The 17,984-nt window shown below is 70.3% G+C and carries 15 protein-coding genes; 7 read left to right on the top strand and 8 right to left on the bottom strand.

All coding sequences use genetic code 11. The features are described from left to right. The first annotated feature begins 236 nt into the window (after nucleotides 1–236). A complete protein-coding gene (locus OHA58_RS32075; protein ID WP_405483073.1) occupies nucleotides 237–1,727 on the top strand; it encodes a Gfo/Idh/MocA family protein in 1,491 nt (496 codons plus the stop codon). 52 nt (nucleotides 1,728–1,779) lie between these two features. Here the strand turns inward: OHA58_RS32075 and OHA58_RS32070 are convergent, their stop codons facing one another. The 3 genes from OHA58_RS32070 to OHA58_RS32060 all read right to left on the bottom strand — a co-directional run bounded on the left by OHA58_RS32070 (nucleotide 1,780) and on the right by OHA58_RS32060 (nucleotide 5,845). Then, nucleotides 1,780–3,165 (bottom strand): cation:dicarboxylate symporter family transporter, encoded by a 1,386-nt coding sequence (locus OHA58_RS32070; protein WP_405483071.1) that lies wholly within the window; start codon nucleotides 3,163–3,165, stop codon nucleotides 1,780–1,782. Nucleotides 3,166–3,355: 190 nt separating this feature from the next. Next, on the bottom strand, nucleotides 3,356–5,011 hold the full coding sequence (locus tag OHA58_RS32065) for a peptide-N4-asparagine amidase (RefSeq protein WP_405483070.1): 1,656 nt from the start codon (nucleotides 5,009–5,011) through the stop codon (nucleotides 3,356–3,358). An 87-nt stretch (nucleotides 5,012–5,098) separates the two neighbouring features. Continuing rightward, nucleotides 5,099–5,845, bottom strand: a complete 747-nt coding sequence (locus tag OHA58_RS32060) for a L,D-transpeptidase family protein (protein ID WP_405485287.1) — start codon at nucleotides 5,843–5,845, stop codon at nucleotides 5,099–5,101. A 187-nt stretch (nucleotides 5,846–6,032) separates the two neighbouring features. Here OHA58_RS32060 and OHA58_RS32055 point away from each other — a divergent pair, with 187 nt between their 5' ends. Together OHA58_RS32055 and OHA58_RS32050 are read left to right on the top strand one after the other, a co-directional pair. After that, nucleotides 6,033–8,090, top strand: a complete 2,058-nt coding sequence (locus OHA58_RS32055; protein ID WP_405483069.1) for an ABC transporter transmembrane domain-containing protein — start codon at nucleotides 6,033–6,035, stop codon at nucleotides 8,088–8,090. Continuing rightward, nucleotides 8,087–9,877 carry an ABC transporter ATP-binding protein gene (locus tag OHA58_RS32050; RefSeq protein ID WP_405483067.1) on the top strand — a complete coding sequence of 597 codons (1,791 nt, stop codon included), beginning with the start codon at nucleotides 8,087–8,089 and terminating at the stop codon, nucleotides 9,875–9,877. Before OHA58_RS32055 ends, OHA58_RS32050 begins: the two co-directional genes overlap by 4 nt. 32 nt (nucleotides 9,878–9,909) lie before the next feature. Here the strand turns inward: OHA58_RS32050 and OHA58_RS32045 are convergent, their stop codons facing one another. Further along, the gene (locus tag OHA58_RS32045; protein ID WP_405483066.1) at nucleotides 9,910–10,704 is read right to left on the bottom strand and encodes a metal-dependent hydrolase; all 795 of its coding nucleotides are present in this window, start codon (nucleotides 10,702–10,704) and stop codon (nucleotides 9,910–9,912) included. A gap of 157 nt (nucleotides 10,705–10,861) precedes the next feature. Here OHA58_RS32045 and OHA58_RS32040 point away from each other — a divergent pair, with 157 nt between their 5' ends. From OHA58_RS32040 to OHA58_RS32030, 3 genes are all read left to right on the top strand, one after another. After that, the gene (locus tag OHA58_RS32040; protein WP_405483064.1) at nucleotides 10,862–13,375 is read left to right on the top strand and encodes a DEAD/DEAH box helicase; all 2,514 of its coding nucleotides are present in this window, start codon (nucleotides 10,862–10,864) and stop codon (nucleotides 13,373–13,375) included. Between the two features lie 67 nt (nucleotides 13,376–13,442). Then, complete coding sequence (locus OHA58_RS32035) at nucleotides 13,443–14,315, top strand: acyl-CoA thioesterase (protein WP_405483062.1); 873 nt, start codon at nucleotides 13,443–13,445, stop codon at nucleotides 14,313–14,315. Next, on the top strand, nucleotides 14,312–14,875 hold the full coding sequence (locus OHA58_RS32030) for a tetratricopeptide repeat protein (protein WP_405483060.1): 564 nt from the start codon (nucleotides 14,312–14,314) through the stop codon (nucleotides 14,873–14,875). Before OHA58_RS32035 ends, OHA58_RS32030 begins: the two co-directional genes overlap by 4 nt. A gap of 37 nt (nucleotides 14,876–14,912) precedes the next feature. Here OHA58_RS32030 and OHA58_RS32025 read toward each other — a convergent pair whose 3' ends face one another. Beyond that, nucleotides 14,913–15,899 carry a DUF6397 family protein gene (locus OHA58_RS32025; RefSeq protein WP_405483059.1) on the bottom strand — a complete coding sequence of 329 codons (987 nt, stop codon included), beginning with the start codon at nucleotides 15,897–15,899 and terminating at the stop codon, nucleotides 14,913–14,915. A gap of 110 nt (nucleotides 15,900–16,009) precedes the next feature. Continuing rightward, complete coding sequence (locus OHA58_RS32020; RefSeq protein ID WP_405483057.1) at nucleotides 16,010–16,408, bottom strand: roadblock/LC7 domain-containing protein; 399 nt, start codon at nucleotides 16,406–16,408, stop codon at nucleotides 16,010–16,012. A gap of 96 nt (nucleotides 16,409–16,504) precedes the next feature. Between OHA58_RS32020 and OHA58_RS32015 the strand changes: the two genes are divergently transcribed. Then, nucleotides 16,505–16,933, top strand: a complete 429-nt coding sequence (locus OHA58_RS32015; RefSeq protein ID WP_405483055.1) for a PPOX class F420-dependent oxidoreductase — start codon at nucleotides 16,505–16,507, stop codon at nucleotides 16,931–16,933. Nucleotides 16,934–16,945: 12 nt separating this feature from the next. Here the strand turns inward: OHA58_RS32015 and OHA58_RS32010 are convergent, their stop codons facing one another. After that, nucleotides 16,946–17,560, bottom strand: a complete 615-nt coding sequence (locus OHA58_RS32010; protein ID WP_405483054.1) for a GTP-binding protein — start codon at nucleotides 17,558–17,560, stop codon at nucleotides 16,946–16,948. Beyond that, complete coding sequence (locus OHA58_RS32005) at nucleotides 17,541–17,972, bottom strand: DUF742 domain-containing protein (RefSeq protein WP_405483053.1); 432 nt, start codon at nucleotides 17,970–17,972, stop codon at nucleotides 17,541–17,543. The genes OHA58_RS32010 and OHA58_RS32005 overlap by 20 nt, the downstream gene beginning before the upstream one ends. Nucleotides 17,973–17,984 lie beyond the last annotated feature (12 nt).

Below are 17,984 nucleotides of genomic sequence, written 5' to 3'. Positions count from 1 at the left end.
CGAACACAGGAGCCGATTCCTCCCTGGCGCGAACGCCAGGGCCTCCTCGACAGAACCAGGTGAACCCTGCGCACGCGGGAGGCGCCGGAGCGGGCGACTCCCCCGCTACCCATGAGTCCCAAAGAGTCCGTAAAGAAAGTCCAACTCCCCGACCACTTCCGCCCCTTGCGCCCCCATGTCGTCCCCCTCCAGGGTGGCAAGCGCTTGCAGCGCACCCACCCATCGATGGAGGTCCGATGCACGACGACAACGCGACACCGGCACCCGACGCGAGCCACGAGCACCCCGAGCAGCCCGAAGACGACACCGCCGGACAGTCCCGCAGGTCCGTCCTGCGGACGGCCGGCATCGCGGGGGCGGGGCTCGGGCTCGGCGCGTTCACCGGTGGCACGGCGCAGGCCGCCGGCGGGCAGTCCGAGGCCGGGCGGAGCGGGGCCGGGCAGGCCGGGGCGACGGCCGCCGAGGCTCCCGCCCCGAAGGGCGAGACCATGGTCGGCGTGCCCTTCGAGGGGCGTTCCACCGTGCGGGTCGGCATCATCGGGCTCGGCAACCGCGGCGGCAGCATGATCGATCTGTTCCTGGCGATCCCCGGGGTCCAAGTGGTCGCGCTCTGCGACCCGGTGAAGGACAAGACCGCGAGAGCGGCGGCCAAGGTGACGGCCGCGGGGCAGCCCGCCCCGGCGACGTACACCAAGGGCGATCACGACTTCGAGAACCTGTGCAAGCGGGGCGACATCGACTTCGTGTACGCGGCGACGCCCTGGGACTGGCACTTCGAGATGGCGAAGACGGCGATGCTGAACGGCAAGCACGTCGGCGTGGAGTGTCCGATCGCCCTCCAGCTCGACCAGCTCTGGGAGTTGGTCGATCTCTCCGAGCGCACCCGCAGGCACTGCATGCAGCTGGAGAACTGCTGTTACGGCAGGAACGAGATGCGGGTCCTGCGGATGGCGCACGCCGGCAAGTTCGGCGACCTGCTGCACGGAGCGGGCGCCTACAACCACGACCTGCGCGGCCTGATGTTCGACCCCGACTACTACGAGGGCCCGTGGCGGCGCCTGTGGCACACACGGCTGCGCGGCGATCTGTACCCCAACCACGGCTTCGGCCCGGTCGCCAACTACATGGACATCAACCGCGGTGACCGCGTCACGCACATCTCCAGCTTCGGCACGCCCTCGCTGGGCCTCGCCCAGTACCGCGAGGCCCACATGCCGAAGAGCGACCCGAGCTGGAAGGAGACGTACATCGAGTCCGACCGCACCATCAGCCTGGTCCAGACGGCGAAGGGGCGCGTCATCCGGCTCGAACACGATGTGTCCACGCCCCACCCCTACTCGCGGATCAACAGCCTCGGCGGCACGAAGGGTGTGTTCGAGGACTACCCGGAGCGGATCTATATAGAGCCGGACCACACGAACGACTCCTGGGGTGACTTCTCCAAGTACACCGACTTCGACCACTGGCTGTGGAAGGAGCACGCCAACCCGCCGGGTGGCCACGGCGGCATGGACTACATCATGGTGTTCCGTCTGATGCAGTGTCTGCGGGTGGGCCTGGTACCGGACTTCGACGTGTACGACGCCGCGACGTGGACGTCTCCCGTGCCGCTGAGCCACTTGTCCATCAAGGCGAAGGGTGCGCCTCAGGCGATCCCCGACTTCACGCGCGGGATGTGGGAGAAGGCGCGGCCGGGGGTGGATTCCGAGAAGCCCGACGAGGCCTGACGGTGCGGGGGCCCGGCACACGGGCGCGTGTGTGCCGGGCCCCCGCTCGGGCTCAACCCACTGTCTCCGCAGCGGACTTGGAGTCCTGGGGCTTCGTGAGATCCGGCGACTTGACCGGCTCGTCGCGGTCCTCCTCCCGTACGAACGGGATCTCGCCGCCCAGCACCTTCTTGGCCTTGGCCGTGTCGAGCGCGCCCTCCCAGCGGGAGACCACGAAGACGGCCACGCAGTTGCCGAGCAGGTTGGTGGAGACGCGCATGGCGTCCATGATGCGGTCGACGCCGAGCAGCAGGGCGACGGCACCCGCCGGGATGACCCCGAGTGCGGACGCCGTGGCCGACAGGGCGAGGAAGGCCGAACCGGGCACCCCCGCCATGCCCTTGCTGGTGAGCATCAGGACGATCACCACGGTGATCTGCTGGCCGAGCGAGAGGTCCACGCCGACGGCCTGCGCGATGAACAACGTACCGATGGAGAGGTAGATCGACGCTCCGTCGAGGTTGAACGAGTACCCCGTCGGCAGGACCAGGCCCACGGCGTCGTCGCGGCAGCCGGCGTGGCGCAGCTTCTGCATCATGCGGGGCATGACCGTCTCACTGGAGGCGGTGCCGAGGGCGAGGAGCAGTTCCTCGCGCGTGTAGCGGACGAACTTCCACAGGCTCAGTCCGGTGACCGCCTTCATGGCGAGACCGAGGAGCACGAGGAAGACCGCGGCGACGGCGTAACAGACGCCGATGAGCTTGCCGTACGTCGACAGGGCGCCGAGGCCGTACTCCCCCACCAGGTGCGCCGTCGCGCCGAACACGGCGAGCGGGGCCAGCTTCATGATGAATCCGACGACGGCGAAGACCACTTCCTGGCCCTGTTCGATGGCGGGCAGGATCGCGGGGACCTTGGTGTTGCCGAGATGCAGCAGCGCGGCGCCCACGAGGCAGGCGAGGACGAGCACTTGGAGCAGCGAGTTCTCGGCGAAGGCGCCGACGGCGCTGTCGGGGAGCGAGTGCAGGATGAAGTCGCCGGTCGACGGGAGCGAGCCGCCGCCGGTCTTGTCCTCCACGGCGGACGCGTCCAGCTTGGACGGGTCGACGTTCATTCCGACGCCGGGGCCCGCCAGGTTTCCGGCGAGCAGTCCGACGACGAGGGCGACGGTCGTCGCCACCTCGAACCAGAGGAGCGCCTTGAGCCCGATGCGGCCGAAGGCCTTGAGGTCTCCGGCCTTGGTGATTCCGGCGACGACCACGCAGAAGACAAGGGGCGCGATCATCGCCTTGATGAGACGTACGAAGCCGTCGCCGAGCGGTTGGACGGCTGTGCCCGCGTGGGGCCACAGCCGTCCGACGACGACTCCGATCACGAGTGCGCAGGCGACCTGCGCGAACAATGAGGTACGTAGTACGCGTGCGGCGCGTCGCGGCAGGGACGGTACGGACTGCGGCACGGGGCATTCCTCCGGAGCAACGTCAGTGACTTGTGCGGATTCTGCTATGCGGAAGTTGGATTCCAATATCTGTTCCGCGAAGCGTCACTATGTCGGAGTAGCGGCTTCCGTAGAAGACCCCGATGTCACATCGGCGTAAATCTTGGACATTGCTCCAAGACCTGAGCGCCCGTGCCTGCGGCCGCGCCCCTCAGCAGCGCCTGCGGTCCACCGTCAGCGCACCCTGTGCCGTATTCAGCTCTCGGTCGTAACAGCCGTTGGGGCTGGTCAGACGGTATCGCTCACGGCTGGTGCCGACAGCGTGCCGTTCGTCACGCGGAACGTTCGCCGTGTACGAGGCGTCGCCCGTGTAGGTGTCGTCGAGCACCGTCCACGCCGTGCGGCCCGCGCCCGTGACCCGTCCCGTCTCCGCCCGGTCTCCGAGCTCGATCACGGTCCGCAGCCGGTTGTCCGCGTCGAGCGTGGTGGCGCCGTCCATCGTGTAGGTCCGGTTCGTACGAAGGGTGTGACGGCCGGAGACGACGGTCTGGCGGTCGGTCCATGTCCCCTTCAGCGCATCGTTGTTCTCGCCGTCGGTCCAGCGGTGCGTGGACGTGCTGGTGAGATCGCGGGTGACGGTGGTGGCGACGCGGCCGTGCGAGGTGTTCACGTAGCCGGACACCGTCAGCCTGTGCCCGCCCTTCGCGTCGAGGCGGTACTCGTCGGTGCCGGGCGTGTACGTCGTCGAGCTGTCCGGCTCGCTCTCCTTGTGGCCGGTCAGCGCGCCGGTGACGCGCGAGCTCCCGCCGTCCCGCCAGACGAGCACGTTCACCGGGGCGCTCCAGCCGCTCTGCCCCTTCGGGACACCCACGACGGAGACGTCGACCTGGTGCGGACGGCCGTCGTTGAGGAGTCCGGCGAACGGCGTCAGGTCGTACTGGAGAGGTCGGACGTCGAAGGCGCCGGGGGCCGGAATCACGTACCAGAGGAAGGGGTTGGACCAGCCGCCCGTCCAGACGTTCGGGAACGGCGAGGCGATGCCCGCGAGTTGGCCGTCCACGGAGATCTGCACCTCGCGGTACGGGCCGCCGTCCGCCTTGCACGAGTACGGGACCTCGTTCGGCACCGCCAGGTACCAGAACTCCTCGCAGCCGCCGCCGGATCCGGTGGCGTACACCTCTGCGACGATGCGCTCGCTGTTGCGCGGGGTCGTGAGTCTGCCCTGGTCGAGGGTGAGTACGCGGTCGGGGGTGTCCGTGGCGGGCCGGCCCTTCGCGTGCGGCTCGGCGGCGTAGAAGGTGAGCGTGGCCTTGACCTCGATGACGCCGGTGTACGTGTCGTCGACAACGTTGCCTATGAGCATCTCGACCGGCTGGTCGGCCCGCAGGGTGTCGCTGTAGCGGGTGACGTCCTTTTCCACATTCCAGGCGATGCCGTCGGGCGAGGGCTCGGGAGTGGAGGTGCGCAGGACTTCGACGCCACCGATGTGCAGATAGCCGAGACGGTCGAACTGCCGCCCCTTGACCTTGCCTTCGAGGCGTAGGACGACCTTGCTCCACCGGTCGCCGCAACCCTTGGGCGGGGTGTAACTGCCCTTGTAGGGCGTGAAGTCACGGAACTCGGTCTCCGCGAGCGTCACGCGGCAGGACTTGGTGGCGGGCTTGGCCACCGGCGGCGTGGCGGTGATCGGGTCGTGCCAGTCGGTGCCGAACTCCGTTGGCGGGTCGGCGGGTTGGGGTACGGCGGGATGGCTGTCGGCGGAGGCCTCGGCGGGACGGGCTTCAGCGGAGGCGGCGGTGGCCTGGCCGGCGAGGGCAGCGGCCGCGAGGGTCACCGCGGCCAGCATGGACATGACGCGTCTTCTCATGAGGGGTGTTGTACGGGGCGGACGCGGCCCGCGCAACAGCCCGTGCAGGTGCCGGGCGGCGCGTCAGCACTTCAGCCCTTCTGCACTTCAGCTCTTCAGTGACGCCTTGTCGCCCATCACCACGACCGGGTGCTGCTTGGGGTCGATCGTGCGCAGTAGGTACTCCATGCCGGACTTCGACAGGCTCACGCACGCCGACGTGCCGCTGCCGTGGTCCATGTGGAGCCAGATGCTGCCGCCCTTGGTCTGCCCCTCGGGCCGGGTCGGGTCGTTCGGCGCGGTGCCCTTCACGCGGTTGTAGTCGATGGCGATGACGTAGTCGAAGTCGTGCCAGTGCGACTTGGCCCAGTAGTGCGGTGCCTGGAACGACGCGGCCTGCGTGTACGGCAGCTTCGCTCCCGGGTCGCCGAGCACACCGCCCGCGTCGGTGAGCGTGAACACTCCTATGGGGCTTCGCTTGTCGCCCTCGCGGTGGTCGGCGGTCCAGCCCTTCTTGCCGTTGTGGGCGGGCCAGCTGCGCGTCTTGTCCCAGGTGGAACCGGACTTCGTGTAGAGCACGACGGTCGAGTCACCGGAGTTCCTGCCGTCGCCGTAGACCGCGACGACCTGTCCCGCGTTCTGCGGGATCTTCGACTGGAGCTGGTCCCCGACGTCGGGAATGCGCTTGAGGTCGACGGACGGGCGGTCCTCCTGCCGAGCGTCGGCCGAGCCCGACTCGGCCTTGCGCTCGGTCCCGTCGCCCCCGCTCGAACCGCCGCAGGCGGACAGGGCCATGAGAAGGACGCTGCAGGCCGCCGCAGCGACCGCCGTTCGAACCGCACCCGCGTTACGCATGCGGTCCATGGTCGCACCACGCACCAGGTGCCCCCGACCGGCCCTGCCCCCGGCGTCGAACGCGGGCCGAAACTTTGCCCCACGGCGGAAAACCGTTTGCCTCCGGTGCCTGAATCCCGCGAACCTTGCACGGTTTGTTCCGTCCGTACCCCCGACTTCGCACTCCCCTTCCAAGCCCTGGGACACCATGCAGATCCACGATCTTCCGTATCCCGACCCGGGCCTGCCAGATGCCCGCTCCGGCCCCCGCTTCCTGCTCTGGCTCGGCCGGAACCAGCTCGGCGGCCAGCTCAAGTCCCTCTGCTGGGGACTCCTGCACTTCCTGTCCGTCGCCTCCCTTCCCTACGGTGTCGGCTTCGCCGTGCAGGCCGTCGTCGACGGCTCAGGCTCACGGCTCGCCCTCGCGGGCGGGCTCATCCTGCTTCTCGGCGCCGCGCTGGCCCTCGGCGACACGATGCTGCACCGGACGGCGGTCACCAACTGGATCACCGCGGCGGCCCGGGTCCAGCAGCTCCTCGCCCGCAGGACAGCGGCCTTGGGCGCCGCGCTGACCCGGCGGGTCGCCGCCGGTGAGGTCGTCGCGGTCTCCACGGGCGACGTCGAGAAGATCGGCTGGTTCGTCGAGGCGCTGTCGCGTTTCGCCGCCGCCGCGCTCACCGTCGTCGTGGTCTGCGTCGGGCTGGTCCTCTACCAGCCGGCGCTCGGCATCGTCGTCGCCGTCGGCATGCCGGTCCTCGCGCTCGCCGTCCTGCCGCTCCTCCCCCACGCCACCCGCCGCGCCGACCAGCAGCGCGAGAAGGCGGGCCGCGCCACGGAACTCGCCTCGGACACCGTCGCGGGACTGCGTGTCCTGCGCGGCATCGGCGGCGAGGAACTGTTCCTCGACCGCTACCGCCGCGCCTCGCAGGAGGTCCGTACGGCCGCCGTGCGCAGCGCGCGCATGTGGTCCCTGATCTCCGCGGTCCAGGTGCTGCTGCCGGGCCTGCTGCTGATCGCGGTCGTCTGGTACGGCATCGAACTGGCCCGCCAGGGCCGGATCACCGTCGGTGAACTCGTCACCGTGTACAGCGCCGTGATGATCCTCAACTACCCGTTGCGGCACTTCGAGGAGATCGCCATGGCGTACTCCTTCTCGCGCCCCTCGGCCCAGCGTGCGGCGCGCGTCCTCTCCCTCGAACGGGTCACAGAGCCGGGCGGACTCCGTGCCGCTGAGGCACCGGCCGGTGACCTGTACGACCCGGTGACGGGGCTGCTGGCCCCCGCGGGCCAGCTCACCGCCGTGGTGTGCGGCGACCCCGACCTCGCGGGCCGACTCGCGGACCGACTCGGGGGACACCCCACGGAGGCGGACACCGGGACCGGTTCGGGTTCGGGCTCGGGTACTGGGTCGGGCTCGGGTACCGGGTCGGGCTCGGGTTCGGGTTCGGGTTCGGGTTCGGGTTCGGGTTCGGGTACAGGGTCTGGGTCTGGGTCTGGGTCTGGGTCCGGCTCGGATTCCGATTCCCGCTCCGGCTCCGGCTCCGGCTCCGGAAGCGACCCCGACAAGCCGACAACGCCTGTCACCGCCCTGCCCTCCGTGCTGCTGGGCGGGGTGCCGCTCGACGAGCTGCCCCTCGACACGGCCCGCACCGCCGTGCTCGTCCAGGACAAGGACCCGGTGCTGCTGTCGGGCACGCTCGCCGAACTGCTCGACGTCCCGTCCTCGGGATCCGTGCGTCCCGAGGAGGCGCTGGCCGCGGCACAGTGCGCCGACGTGCTGGACGCGCTCTCGCAGGCGTCGCTCGACGACGACCCGATGAACGCGCGGATCACCGAGCGCGGCCGTTCCCTCTCCGGAGGCCAGCGGCAGCGGCTCGCTCTTGCGCGGTCCCTGGTCACCGACCCGGAGGCGCTGGTCCTCGACGAGCCGACGTCCGCCGTCGACTCGCATACCGAGGCCAGGATCGCCGAGGGCCTACGGGCGCTGCGCAGCGGGCGTACGACCGTCGTACTCACCTCGTCACCGCTGCTGCTCGACCGCGCGGACCGGGTCGTCCTGGTCCACGAGGGCACGGTCGCGGCGGTCGGCGAGCACCGGGAGCTGGTGCTCACCGAGCCCCGGTACCGGGCCGTCGTGACCCGCGAGACCGACGAGGAGGCGGCGTCGGCGGCCCTGTCCCGGAACGCCGGCACCTCTCTGCGCGGCGAACCGGGCATCGGCGACGCCGGCATCGAAGAACTCACCGAGATCGAGGAGACGGCATGATCGGCCTGGCGCCACCGGCCTACGACCCGGCGGCCCCGACCACGGCGAACACCCTGCCCGTAGGCGCCCCGGCGACCGTCCGGTCCTACGTCCGCGAGCTGTACCAGCGGCACCGCCGCGCGTTCCTGCTGCTCATCGGCGTGAACACGATCGCCGTCGTGGCGTCGATGGTCGGCCCCTATCTGCTCGGCGCCTTGGTCCAGGACGTCTCCGACGGCACGGACCGGCTGCGCGTAGAGCATCTGGGCAGCACCATCGCCGTGTTCGTCGTCGCGCTCGTCCTCCAGGCCGTGTTCGTGCGGCAGGTGCGGCTGCGGGGCGCGATGCTCGGCGAGCGGATGCTGGCAGACCTGCGCGAGGACTTCCTCGTACGAGCGGTCGGCCTGCCGCCCGGCGTGCTCGAACGGGCCGGTACCGGTGACCTCCTTTCCCGCATCACCACCGACATCGACCGGCTCGCCAACGCGATGCGCGAGGCCGTTCCCCAGCTGTCCATCGGCGTCGTGTGGGTGGGGCTGCTCCTCGGTGGTCTCGCCGTGACCGCTCCGCCACTGGCACCGGCAGTCCTCGTCGCGGTACCGCTGCTCGTCGTCGGCTGCCGCTGGTACTTCAAGCGGGCCCCGTCCGCCTACCGCTCGGAGGCCGCCGGCTACGCCGCGGTGGCCGCGGCCCTCGCGGAGACCGTCGACGCCGGGCGCACCATCGAGGCGCACCGGCTCGGCGACCGCCGCGTGGCCATGTCCGACCGGCGGGTCAAGGAGTGGACGGCCTGGGAGCGCTACACGCTCTATCTGCGGTCGGTGTTCTTCCCGGTCATCAACGCCACCCATGTGACGGTGCTGTGCTCGGTGCTCCTGATCGGCGGAGTCTTCGCACTCCAGGGCTGGATCGGCGTCGGGCAGCTGACCACGGGCGCGCTCATCGCCCAGATGCTGGTCGACCCTCTGGGCCTGATCCTGCGCTGGTACGACGAGCTCCAGGTCGCCCAGGTGTCGCTGGCCCGGCTCGTGGGGGTCAGGGACATCGAGCCGGACGCGGGCGACGCCTCGGTGGCGCCGGACGGCCGGCACGTGCAGGCCGACGACGTCCACTTCGGGTACCGGGCGGGCGTCGATGTGCTGCGCCAGGTGACCCTCGACGTACGGCCCGGGACGCGGCTCGCGCTGGTCGGGCCGTCCGGAGCGGGCAAATCCACGCTCGGCCGGCTGCTCGCCGGGATCTACGCGCCGCGCGCCGGGCAGGTCACGCTGGGGGGCGCCGAGCTCTCCCGGATGCCCGCCGAGCGCGTGCGCTCGCATGTCGCGCTGGTCAACCAGGAGCACCACGTGTTCGTCGGCTCCCTGCGCGACAATCTGCGGCTCGCGCGCACCGGGGCCGAGGACGCCGAGCTGTGGGCTGCTCTCGGCGCGGTCGACGCGGACGGCTGGGCGCGGGCGCTCGACGGGGGCCTCGACACCGAGGTCGGCTCGGGTGCGGTGGCGCTGACCCCGGCGCAGGCGCAGCAGATCGCCCTGGCACGCCTGGTCCTCGCCGATCCGCACACCCTGGTCCTGGACGAGGCGACCTCCCTGCTCGACCCTCGGGCAGCCAGGAACCTGGAGCGTTCGCTCGGCAGGGTCCTGGACGGCCGCACGGTCGTCGCGATCGCCCACCGGCTGCACACCGCGCACGACGCGGATGTGATCGCCGTGGTCGAGGAGGGCCGGATCAGGGAGCTCGGCAGCCACGACCAGTTGGTCGCGGCCGACGGTGCGTACGCGGCGCTGTGGCGGTCCTGGCACGGGTGACCGCGCGGGCGGGGCAGGGGGTGTGCGGCGGCTCAGATGACGTTGAGCGCGGCCGCGCACCCCACTCCGCCGAGCAGCATGAACACCGGCATCAGCACCTTGAGCTCGACCCAGCTGCCCGCTCGGAAGCGCATCATCTTGGGCGGACCGATCGGGTACCAGCGCCTGCGGCCGATGGGGATGGGCCACAGAACCGGGCAGCCGGAGACCGTGAGCGCGTCCCCGATGTCGTGGACCAGGGCGCCCAGGACGATGGGCAGGCCCAGCCACAGGTACTCCTGGCCGGGCTGCGTGAACAGCCAGTCCGACCCGTTGCCCGGCTTGTCGAGGATTCCGGCGAGTATCCAGGCGCTGGTCCCGGCGAGCAGCCATACCAGGACGTCGCTGCTGGAGCCGCGTGCCGCCCGCCACAGCAGGCCCTCGATGGCGAGCACCATGTGGACGAAGAGGAGGGCGAGGACCGCCCAGCGCCCGCCGAAGATCGCCGCGGCCGAGGCGCCGGCTCCGATGAGGACCGCCCACAGCCAGGTGTGCGTGAGGGTGCGGTGTCCGCCGGAACGGCGCGGGTCGCCCTTCATACGGGTCGCCTTGTAGACCGCGTACGACAGCTTGTCGACGATCTCGCACAGGCCGCGCGACACGGGGCCGAAGGCCCGCGAGATGGTGGCCGCCTTGTGGTCCAGGTCGGGGGCGAGGGCTGCTCCCGCGCAGATCAGTGCCCCGACGAGCACGACGGGCCAGGGCATGGGGTGCCCGGCGGCGGCCGCGGCCGCGCCCACCCCCAGCCAGGCCGCTGCTCCTGACAGCGAGTGTGCCGGTCCCATCATGGCTGCGTTCCGCCCCATTCCACTTGTGCAGGTGCCCAGTTGTCCCCACCCGGGCCACCGCGTCCTGACGCTCCGTCGGCGCCACAGCGTACCTTTCGTGATCTTCGTACGGGCAACCGATTGCCGGATCGGGTCGGAAGGCAGGCAAGATGGGGGCGTGACCCTTATCGATCAGCTGCCGCAGACCGCCGACCCCGACGCCCTCTACGAGGCTTTCGAGTCGTGGGCCGAGGAGCGCGGGATCACCCTCTATCCCCACCAGGAGGAGGCGCTGATCGAGGTGGTGTCGGGGGCGAACGTGATCGTCTCGACACCCACCGGTTCCGGCAAGAGCATGATCGCCGCCGGTGCGCACTTCGCGGCGCTCGCGCGGGACGAGGTCACCTTCTACACGGCACCGATCAAGGCGCTGGTCTCCGAGAAGTTCTTCGAGCTGTGCAAGCTCTTCGGCACGGAGAACGTCGGCATGCTCACGGGTGACGCGTCGGTCAACGCCGACGCCCCCGTGATCTGCTGCACCGCCGAGATCCTCGCGTCCATCGCGCTGCGCGACGGGGCGCGGGCCGACATCGGCCAGGTCGTGATGGACGAGTTCCACTTCTACGCGGAGGGCGACCGCGGCTGGGCCTGGCAGATTCCCCTGCTCGAACTGCCCCAGGCGCAGTTCATCCTCATGTCGGCGACGCTCGGCGACGTCGCCATGTTCGAGGAGGACCTGACGCGGCGCACCGGCCGTCCCACGTCCGTGGTCAGCTCCGCGACGCGTCCGGTTCCCCTTTCCTACGAGTACCGGCTCACGCCACTCACGGAGACGCTGACCGAGCTGCTCGACACCCGGCAGGCCCCGGTCTACATCGTGCACTTCACACAGGCGCAGGCCGTCGAGCGCGCGCAGGCACTCATGAGCATCAACATGTGCACGCGCGAGGAGAAGGAGAAGATCGCCGACCTGATCGGCAACTTCCGCTTCACCACCAAGTTCGGCCGCAATCTGTCGCGCTACGTGCGGCACGGGATCGGCGTGCACCACGCGGGCATGCTGCCCAAGTACCGGCGCCTGGTGGAGAAGCTCGCGCAGGCCGGCCTCTTGAAGGTCATCTGCGGTACGGACACGCTGGGCGTGGGGGTCAACGTGCCCATCCGTACCGTCCTGTTCACCGCTCTGACGAAGTACGACGGGACGCGGGTGCGGACGCTGCGCGCGCGGGAGTTCCACCAGATCGCGGGCCGGGCCGGGCGGGCCGGGTTCGACACGGCGGGCCTCGTCGTGGCGCAGGCGCCCGAGCACGTCATCGAGAACGAGAAGGCGCTCTCGAAGGCGGGGGACGACCCGAAGAAGCGCCGCAAGGTGGTCCGCAAGAAGGCGCCCGAGGGGTTCGTCGGCTGGACCGAGAACACCTTCGAGAAGCTGATCGGCTCGGCTCCGGAGCCGCTGACGTCCCGCTTCCGGGTGACGCACATGATGCTGCTCGCGGTCATCGCCCGCCCCGGCAACGCCTTCGACGCCATGCGCCACCTCCTCGAGGACAACCACGAGCCGCGCAAGCAGCAGCTGCGGCACATCCGCCGCGCGATCGCCATCTACCGCTCGCTCCTCGACGGCGGCATCGTCGAGAGGCTCGACGAGCCCGACCCCACGGGCCGGATCGTGCGTCTGACGGTCGATCTCCAGCAGGACTTCGCGCTCAACCAGCCGCTGTCGACGTTCGCCCTCGCCTCCTTCGACCTGCTCGACAAGGACTCGCCGTCGTACGCGCTCGACATGGTGTCCGTCGTGGAGTCGACGCTCGACGACCCGCGGCAGATCCTCGCCGCCCAGCAGAACAAGGCGCGCGGTGAGGCCGTCGCGGCGATGAAGTCCGACGGCGTCGAGTACGAGGACCGCATGGAGCGGCTCCAGGACGTCACGTACCCGAAGCCCTTGGACGAGCTGCTTTACCACGCGTACGACGTGTACCGCAGGAGCCACCCGTGGGTGGGTGACCACCCGCTGTCGCCGAAGTCCGTGATCCGTGACATGTACGAACGGGCCATGACCTTCACGGAGTTCGTGTCCTTCTACGAGCTCGCCCGCACCGAGGGCATCGTGCTGCGTTACCTCGCCGGCGCGTACAAGACGCTTGAGCACACGGTCCCGGACGACCTCAAGTCCGAGGACCTCGAGGACCTGATCGCCTGGCTGGGCGAGATGGTCCGCCAGGTTGACTCCAGCCTCCTCGACGAGTGGGAGCAGCTCGCCAACCCCGAGGTCATGACGGCCGAGGAGGCCCAGGAGAAGGCCGACCAGGTCAAGCCGGTCACGGCGAACGCGCGCGCGTTCCGTGTGCTCGTCCGCAACGCCATGTTCCGCCGGGTCGAGCTGGCCGCCCTCGACAACGTCGACGAACTGGGCGAGCTGGACGCCGACGCGGGCTGGGACGCGGACGCCTGGGGCGAGGCCATGGACAAGTACTGGGACGAGTACGAAGATCTCGGCACCGGTCCCGACGCCCGCGGGCCGAAGCTGCTGCAGATCGAGGAGGACACCGCGCACGGCCTGTGGCGGGTGCGCCAGACGTTCGCCGATCCGAACGGCGATCACGACTGGGGCATCAGCGCCGAGGTCGATCTCGAGGCGTCCGACGCGGAGGGCCGTGCGGTCATCCGCGTCACGGATGTCGGCCAGCTGTAGGCCCTGACCCGGTCGCGCACCCCGGACGCAGCGCTCGGAGCGCGGCACAGAGATGAGAGAACAACGCATGACGAACCCAGCTGAGCGGCTCGTCGACCTGCTCGACCTGGAGCAGATCGAGGTCAACATCTTCCGGGGCCGCAGCCCGCAGGAGTCTCTGCAGCGGGTCTTCGGCGGCCAGGTGGCCGGCCAGGCGCTCGTCGCGGCGGGCCGCACCACCGAGGGCGACCGGCCCGTGCACTCGCTGCACGCGTACTTCCTGCGTCCGGGGCGCCCCGGCGTGCCCATCGTGTACCAGGTCGAACGGGTCCGCGACGGCCGGTCGTTCACGACGCGCCGCGTCACCGCCGTGCAGCAGGGCCGCACGATCTTCAATCTGACCGCCTCCTTCCACAAGCCCGAGGACGGGAGCTTCGAGCACCAGCTGCCGCCGGCGCGCGAGGTTCCCGATCCGGAGTCCCTGCCGACGATCGCCGACGAGGTGAGTGCTCATCTGGGCGCGCTGCCCGCCGCGTTGGAGCTCATGGCACGGCGCCAGCCCTTCGACATCCGGTACGTGGACCGGCTGCGCTGGTCACCCGAGGACATCGAGAGCGCCGAGCCGCGCAGCGCGGTGTGGATGCGCGCGGTCGGGCCCCTCGGCGACGACCCGCTCGTGCACACCTGCGCTCTCACGTACGCGAGCGACATGACCCTCCTCGATGCCGTGCGCATCCCCGTGGAACCGCTGTGGGGGCAGCGCGGTTTCGACATGGCCTCGCTCGACCACGCCATGTGGTTCCACCGTCCCTTCCGGGCGGACGAGTGGTTCCTGTACGACCAGGAGTCCCCGATCGCGACGGGTGGCCGCGGTCTGGCGCGCGGCCGGATCTACGACGCCGACGGACACCTCCTCGTGTCCGTGGTGCAAGAGGGCCTCTTCCGGAAGCTGGGGGAGTGACCGGCGCCGTCGACCGGGACGCGTCGCTCGCCCGGGCCGTGCGGCTGCGCGAGGACGGCCTGCGCGAGGAGGCCCGCGAGCGGCTGGTCGAGCTGTCCGCCCGGTTCCCCGACGACGCCGAGATCGCGTACCAGACGGCCTGGGTCCACGACGTCCTCGGGCTCGAGGCGGATGCCGTTCCGTACTACGTGCGGGCACTCGCCGGCTCCGGCCTGAGCGCGGACGACCGGCGTGGCGCTCTGCTCGGTCTGGGCAGCACGTACCGCACTCTCGGCCGCTACCCGGAGGCGGTCGCCACGCTGAGCGGCGCCGTCACCGAGTTCCCGGAGGACAACGCCCTCCAGACGTTCCTGGCCATGGCCCTGTACAACGTGGGCCGCGCGCACGACGGGATGCGGCTGCTGCTGACCGTTCTCGCGGAGACGAGCGGCGATCCTGACCTCATCGCGTACCGGCCGGCCATCGAGCACTATGCCAAGGACCTCGACGCCACGGATCTCAACGCCACCGACCTCGACGCCACAGGTCTCGACGCCACAGGTCTCAACGCCGTCGAGTAGGCCCGCGCTTGCGAACTGCCGCTTCCGCAGGCCCGGTTCAGGCTCCTCTGCGGCGGAGCCAGCCGAACAGTCCGCGCGATGGACGGGGTGGCTCGGCCTCAGCCGGACGCTGCGCGCCCGTCCCGGTCACCCCTCCCGCCGGCGCGACATCCGGCTCCGGTGGGGCCACTGCATTTGAGTACGTGGTCGGCGCGAGTGGTTCTTGGTGCGGGGCGACGGGAGTGCCCGCGTTCGGTCGCGGCGCGGGCCGCAGGCGTCGCGCCTCCGCCAGGCTGAGCAGCAGGCTCGCCCTGAGCCAGCTGATCTCGTGCGGGTCGTCCGCTGTCATGATGCGCTCGGCGATGCGTGCCGATGGCGAGTCGGGCGCCCCGTGTCCGGTCGACTCGGGCCGCAGTTTGCTCAGATAGCCGCGCTCGTACGGGCACTTGACGAGTTCCAGGACCGTCACCGGGTCCAGGAGGGACGCGACGGCGGCGGCGCGCTCCCATGCGTCGGTGCTCTGCCCGAGCAGGTGGCCCGCGTGCCGCGACCGCCAGTTCCGGGGCCGTAGGTCGATCCCCGCGTCGAGGCGGGCGCGCATTCGGTCGGGTGCGCGTCCCGTCATCAGCGGTGCGTTGACCTCGGCCGCCGCGAACTCCCGTAGCTCTTCGGCCAGATAGAGCCAGACCACGGCTCGGTACCGGTTCAGGTAAAAGCGGACCGGCGTCAGCATCCCCGCGCGGGCGAGCCGGGTGAACCTGGCCGTGGTGATGTCCATGAGGCCCGCGCCTTCCGTGGTCCCCACGGCCCGGACATGCTCCCGCAGCGAATCCGGGAAACCCGCGGTGTCACGCACCCGCTCGATCTCCTCGCGGGCCACGCGGCGGCGCCCGCCGTCGTGGGCCGGCACGGTGCGGACACGTCCGAGTCGCACCGCCAGCTCGAACTCGCCTCGTTTCAGCCCCAGTTCGCGAGCCGCCCTGCTCTGTGCGAGCGAGGCGGCGGGTACCCGCGTGGCCGGTGTCGCGATGGTGTTGCCACCCATGTCTGATCTCCCCCGTGAGTCGTGATCGCTCCCGGGAAAAACCGTAGCCCGAAACCCGTCCGCGCCGCTGAGCCTGTGGATAACCCTGATCGGCTCGACGTTTGCGCAGGTCAGGAGCCTTCTGCTCGACGGGCACCCACGCCGAGGTGTTCGCCGACCCGATTGACGAGCAGCGTCATCTCGTAGGCGACCTGGCCGATGTCGGCCTCGGCCGAGCTGAGGACGCACAGGCAGCTGCCGTCGCCCGCCGCCGTCACGAAAAGTACGGCGTCGTCGAACTCGACCATCGTCTGCCGGACGCCACCGGCACCGAAGTGCCGCCCGGATCCCTTGGCCAGGCTGTGCAGACCGGACGACACGGCCGCCAGATGCTCGGCGTCCTCCCGCCTGAGGTCGCTGCTCGCTGCGGTGACCAGACCGTCGTTGGACAGGACGAGAGCGTGGCGCACATGTTCGACACGCTCTGTCAGGTCGTCCAGCAGCCAGCCGAGCCCCTCGTTGTCCGCCATGATCCCGTCTCCCCCATTCCCGATCGCTCCCCTACCCGGAGGATCTGTCTCGCCAGCCTTCCCCACGCTCGGCGTCTCGGCAAGCAGGATGACCCCATGGCACACAAGATGACCGATGAGGAATGGCGGGCGTTCGTCTCCGAGGGGACCCGTACCGCCAAGCTGTCCACCGTGCGGCCCGACGGCAGCCCGCACATCGCGCCCGTCTGGTTCGTCCTCGACGGCGAGGACCTCCTGTTCAACACCGGCAAGGACACCGTGAAGGGCCGCAATCTCGCCCGGGACAACCGGGTAGCCCTGTGCGTGGACGACGAGCGGCCGCCCTTCTCCTTCACGGTGATCGAGGGCCGCGCCGAACTCATCGAGGAACTGGGTCAGTTGCGGGACTCGGCCACCAGGATCGGCGCGCGCTACATGGGCGAGGACCGCGCCCAGGAGTTCGGCGAGCGCAACGGCGTACCCGGCGAGCTCCTGGTGCGTGTGCGGATCGAGAAGGTCGTGGCCCTCGCGGGGCTCGCCGACTGACGACGCCGCGCCTCAGCCCACGGAGTCGAGGAGCCGGGCGGTGTGCATCCGCCCGGCGTACTCGACGAGCCGGATCAGCACCTCCTTCCCCGAGTCGCGGTCGCGGGCGTCGCACAGCACGACGGGTGTCCCGCGGTCGAGGTCGAGGGCACGCGACACCTCGAGGGCACCGTAAGTACGGGCGTTCGTGAAGCAGTTGACCGCCACCACGAACGGGATGCGGCGGTGCTCGAAGTAGTCCACGGCGGGGAAGCTGTCCTCGAGCCGGCGGGTGTCCGCGAGGACCACGGCGCCCAGCGCGCCCTGCGAGAGTTCGTCCCAGAGGAACCAGAAACGGTCCTGGCCCGGCGTGCCGAACAGGTAGAGCGAGAGGCCGGAGCGGATGGTGATGCGGCCGAAGTCCATGGCGACGGTCGTCGTGGTCTTGCGCTCCACGGCTCCGGTGTCGTCCACGTTCTGGCCGAGCTCGCTGAGCAGTTCCTCGGTGCGCAGCGGTCGGATCTCGCTCACGGCGCCGACCAGGGTGGTCTTGCCCACCCCGAATCCGCCCGCGACCAGGATCTTCAGAGCCAGGGCTGAGTTGTCGGCGTTGTCGGCGTTCGTTTCTTCAGAGTGCTCGGAGGCCATCGATGACTTCCCTCAAGATCTTTTCGTCGGGTAGCTGAGCGGGCGGCACGGGCCGGCTGACCTTGACGCAACCCATGTCGAGAAGGTCGCCCAGGAGCACCCTGACCACCCCTACGGGGAGGTCGGTGCCCGCGGCGAGTTCGGCGACCGACTGTGTCTCGGTGCGGCACAGCTCGATGAGCGCCCTGTGCTCGGGGCCGAGCGCCGTGTCGTCGTCCTTGCCGGGCGCGGCGTCGTCGAGCTTGACGAGTGCGATCAGGTCGAAACGCACCCCTCTGGGCCCGGGTGAGGTGCGCCCGCCGGTCATCGCGTAGGGGCGGACCAGGGGCCCGGCCTCGTTGTCGTACCACTGGCTGCCCGACCGGTCCTGGCTGCCCCGACCCTGGTCGTCCCTGTGCCCGTGATCGTTCATCGTCGTGGCCGT

The sequence above is a fragment of the Streptomyces sp. NBC_00009 genome, assembly GCF_045040855.1.
Taxonomy (GTDB): domain Bacteria; phylum Actinomycetota; class Actinomycetes; order Streptomycetales; family Streptomycetaceae; genus Streptomyces; species Streptomyces aureus.
This window is presented reverse-complemented; position numbering and strand designations above follow the sequence as displayed.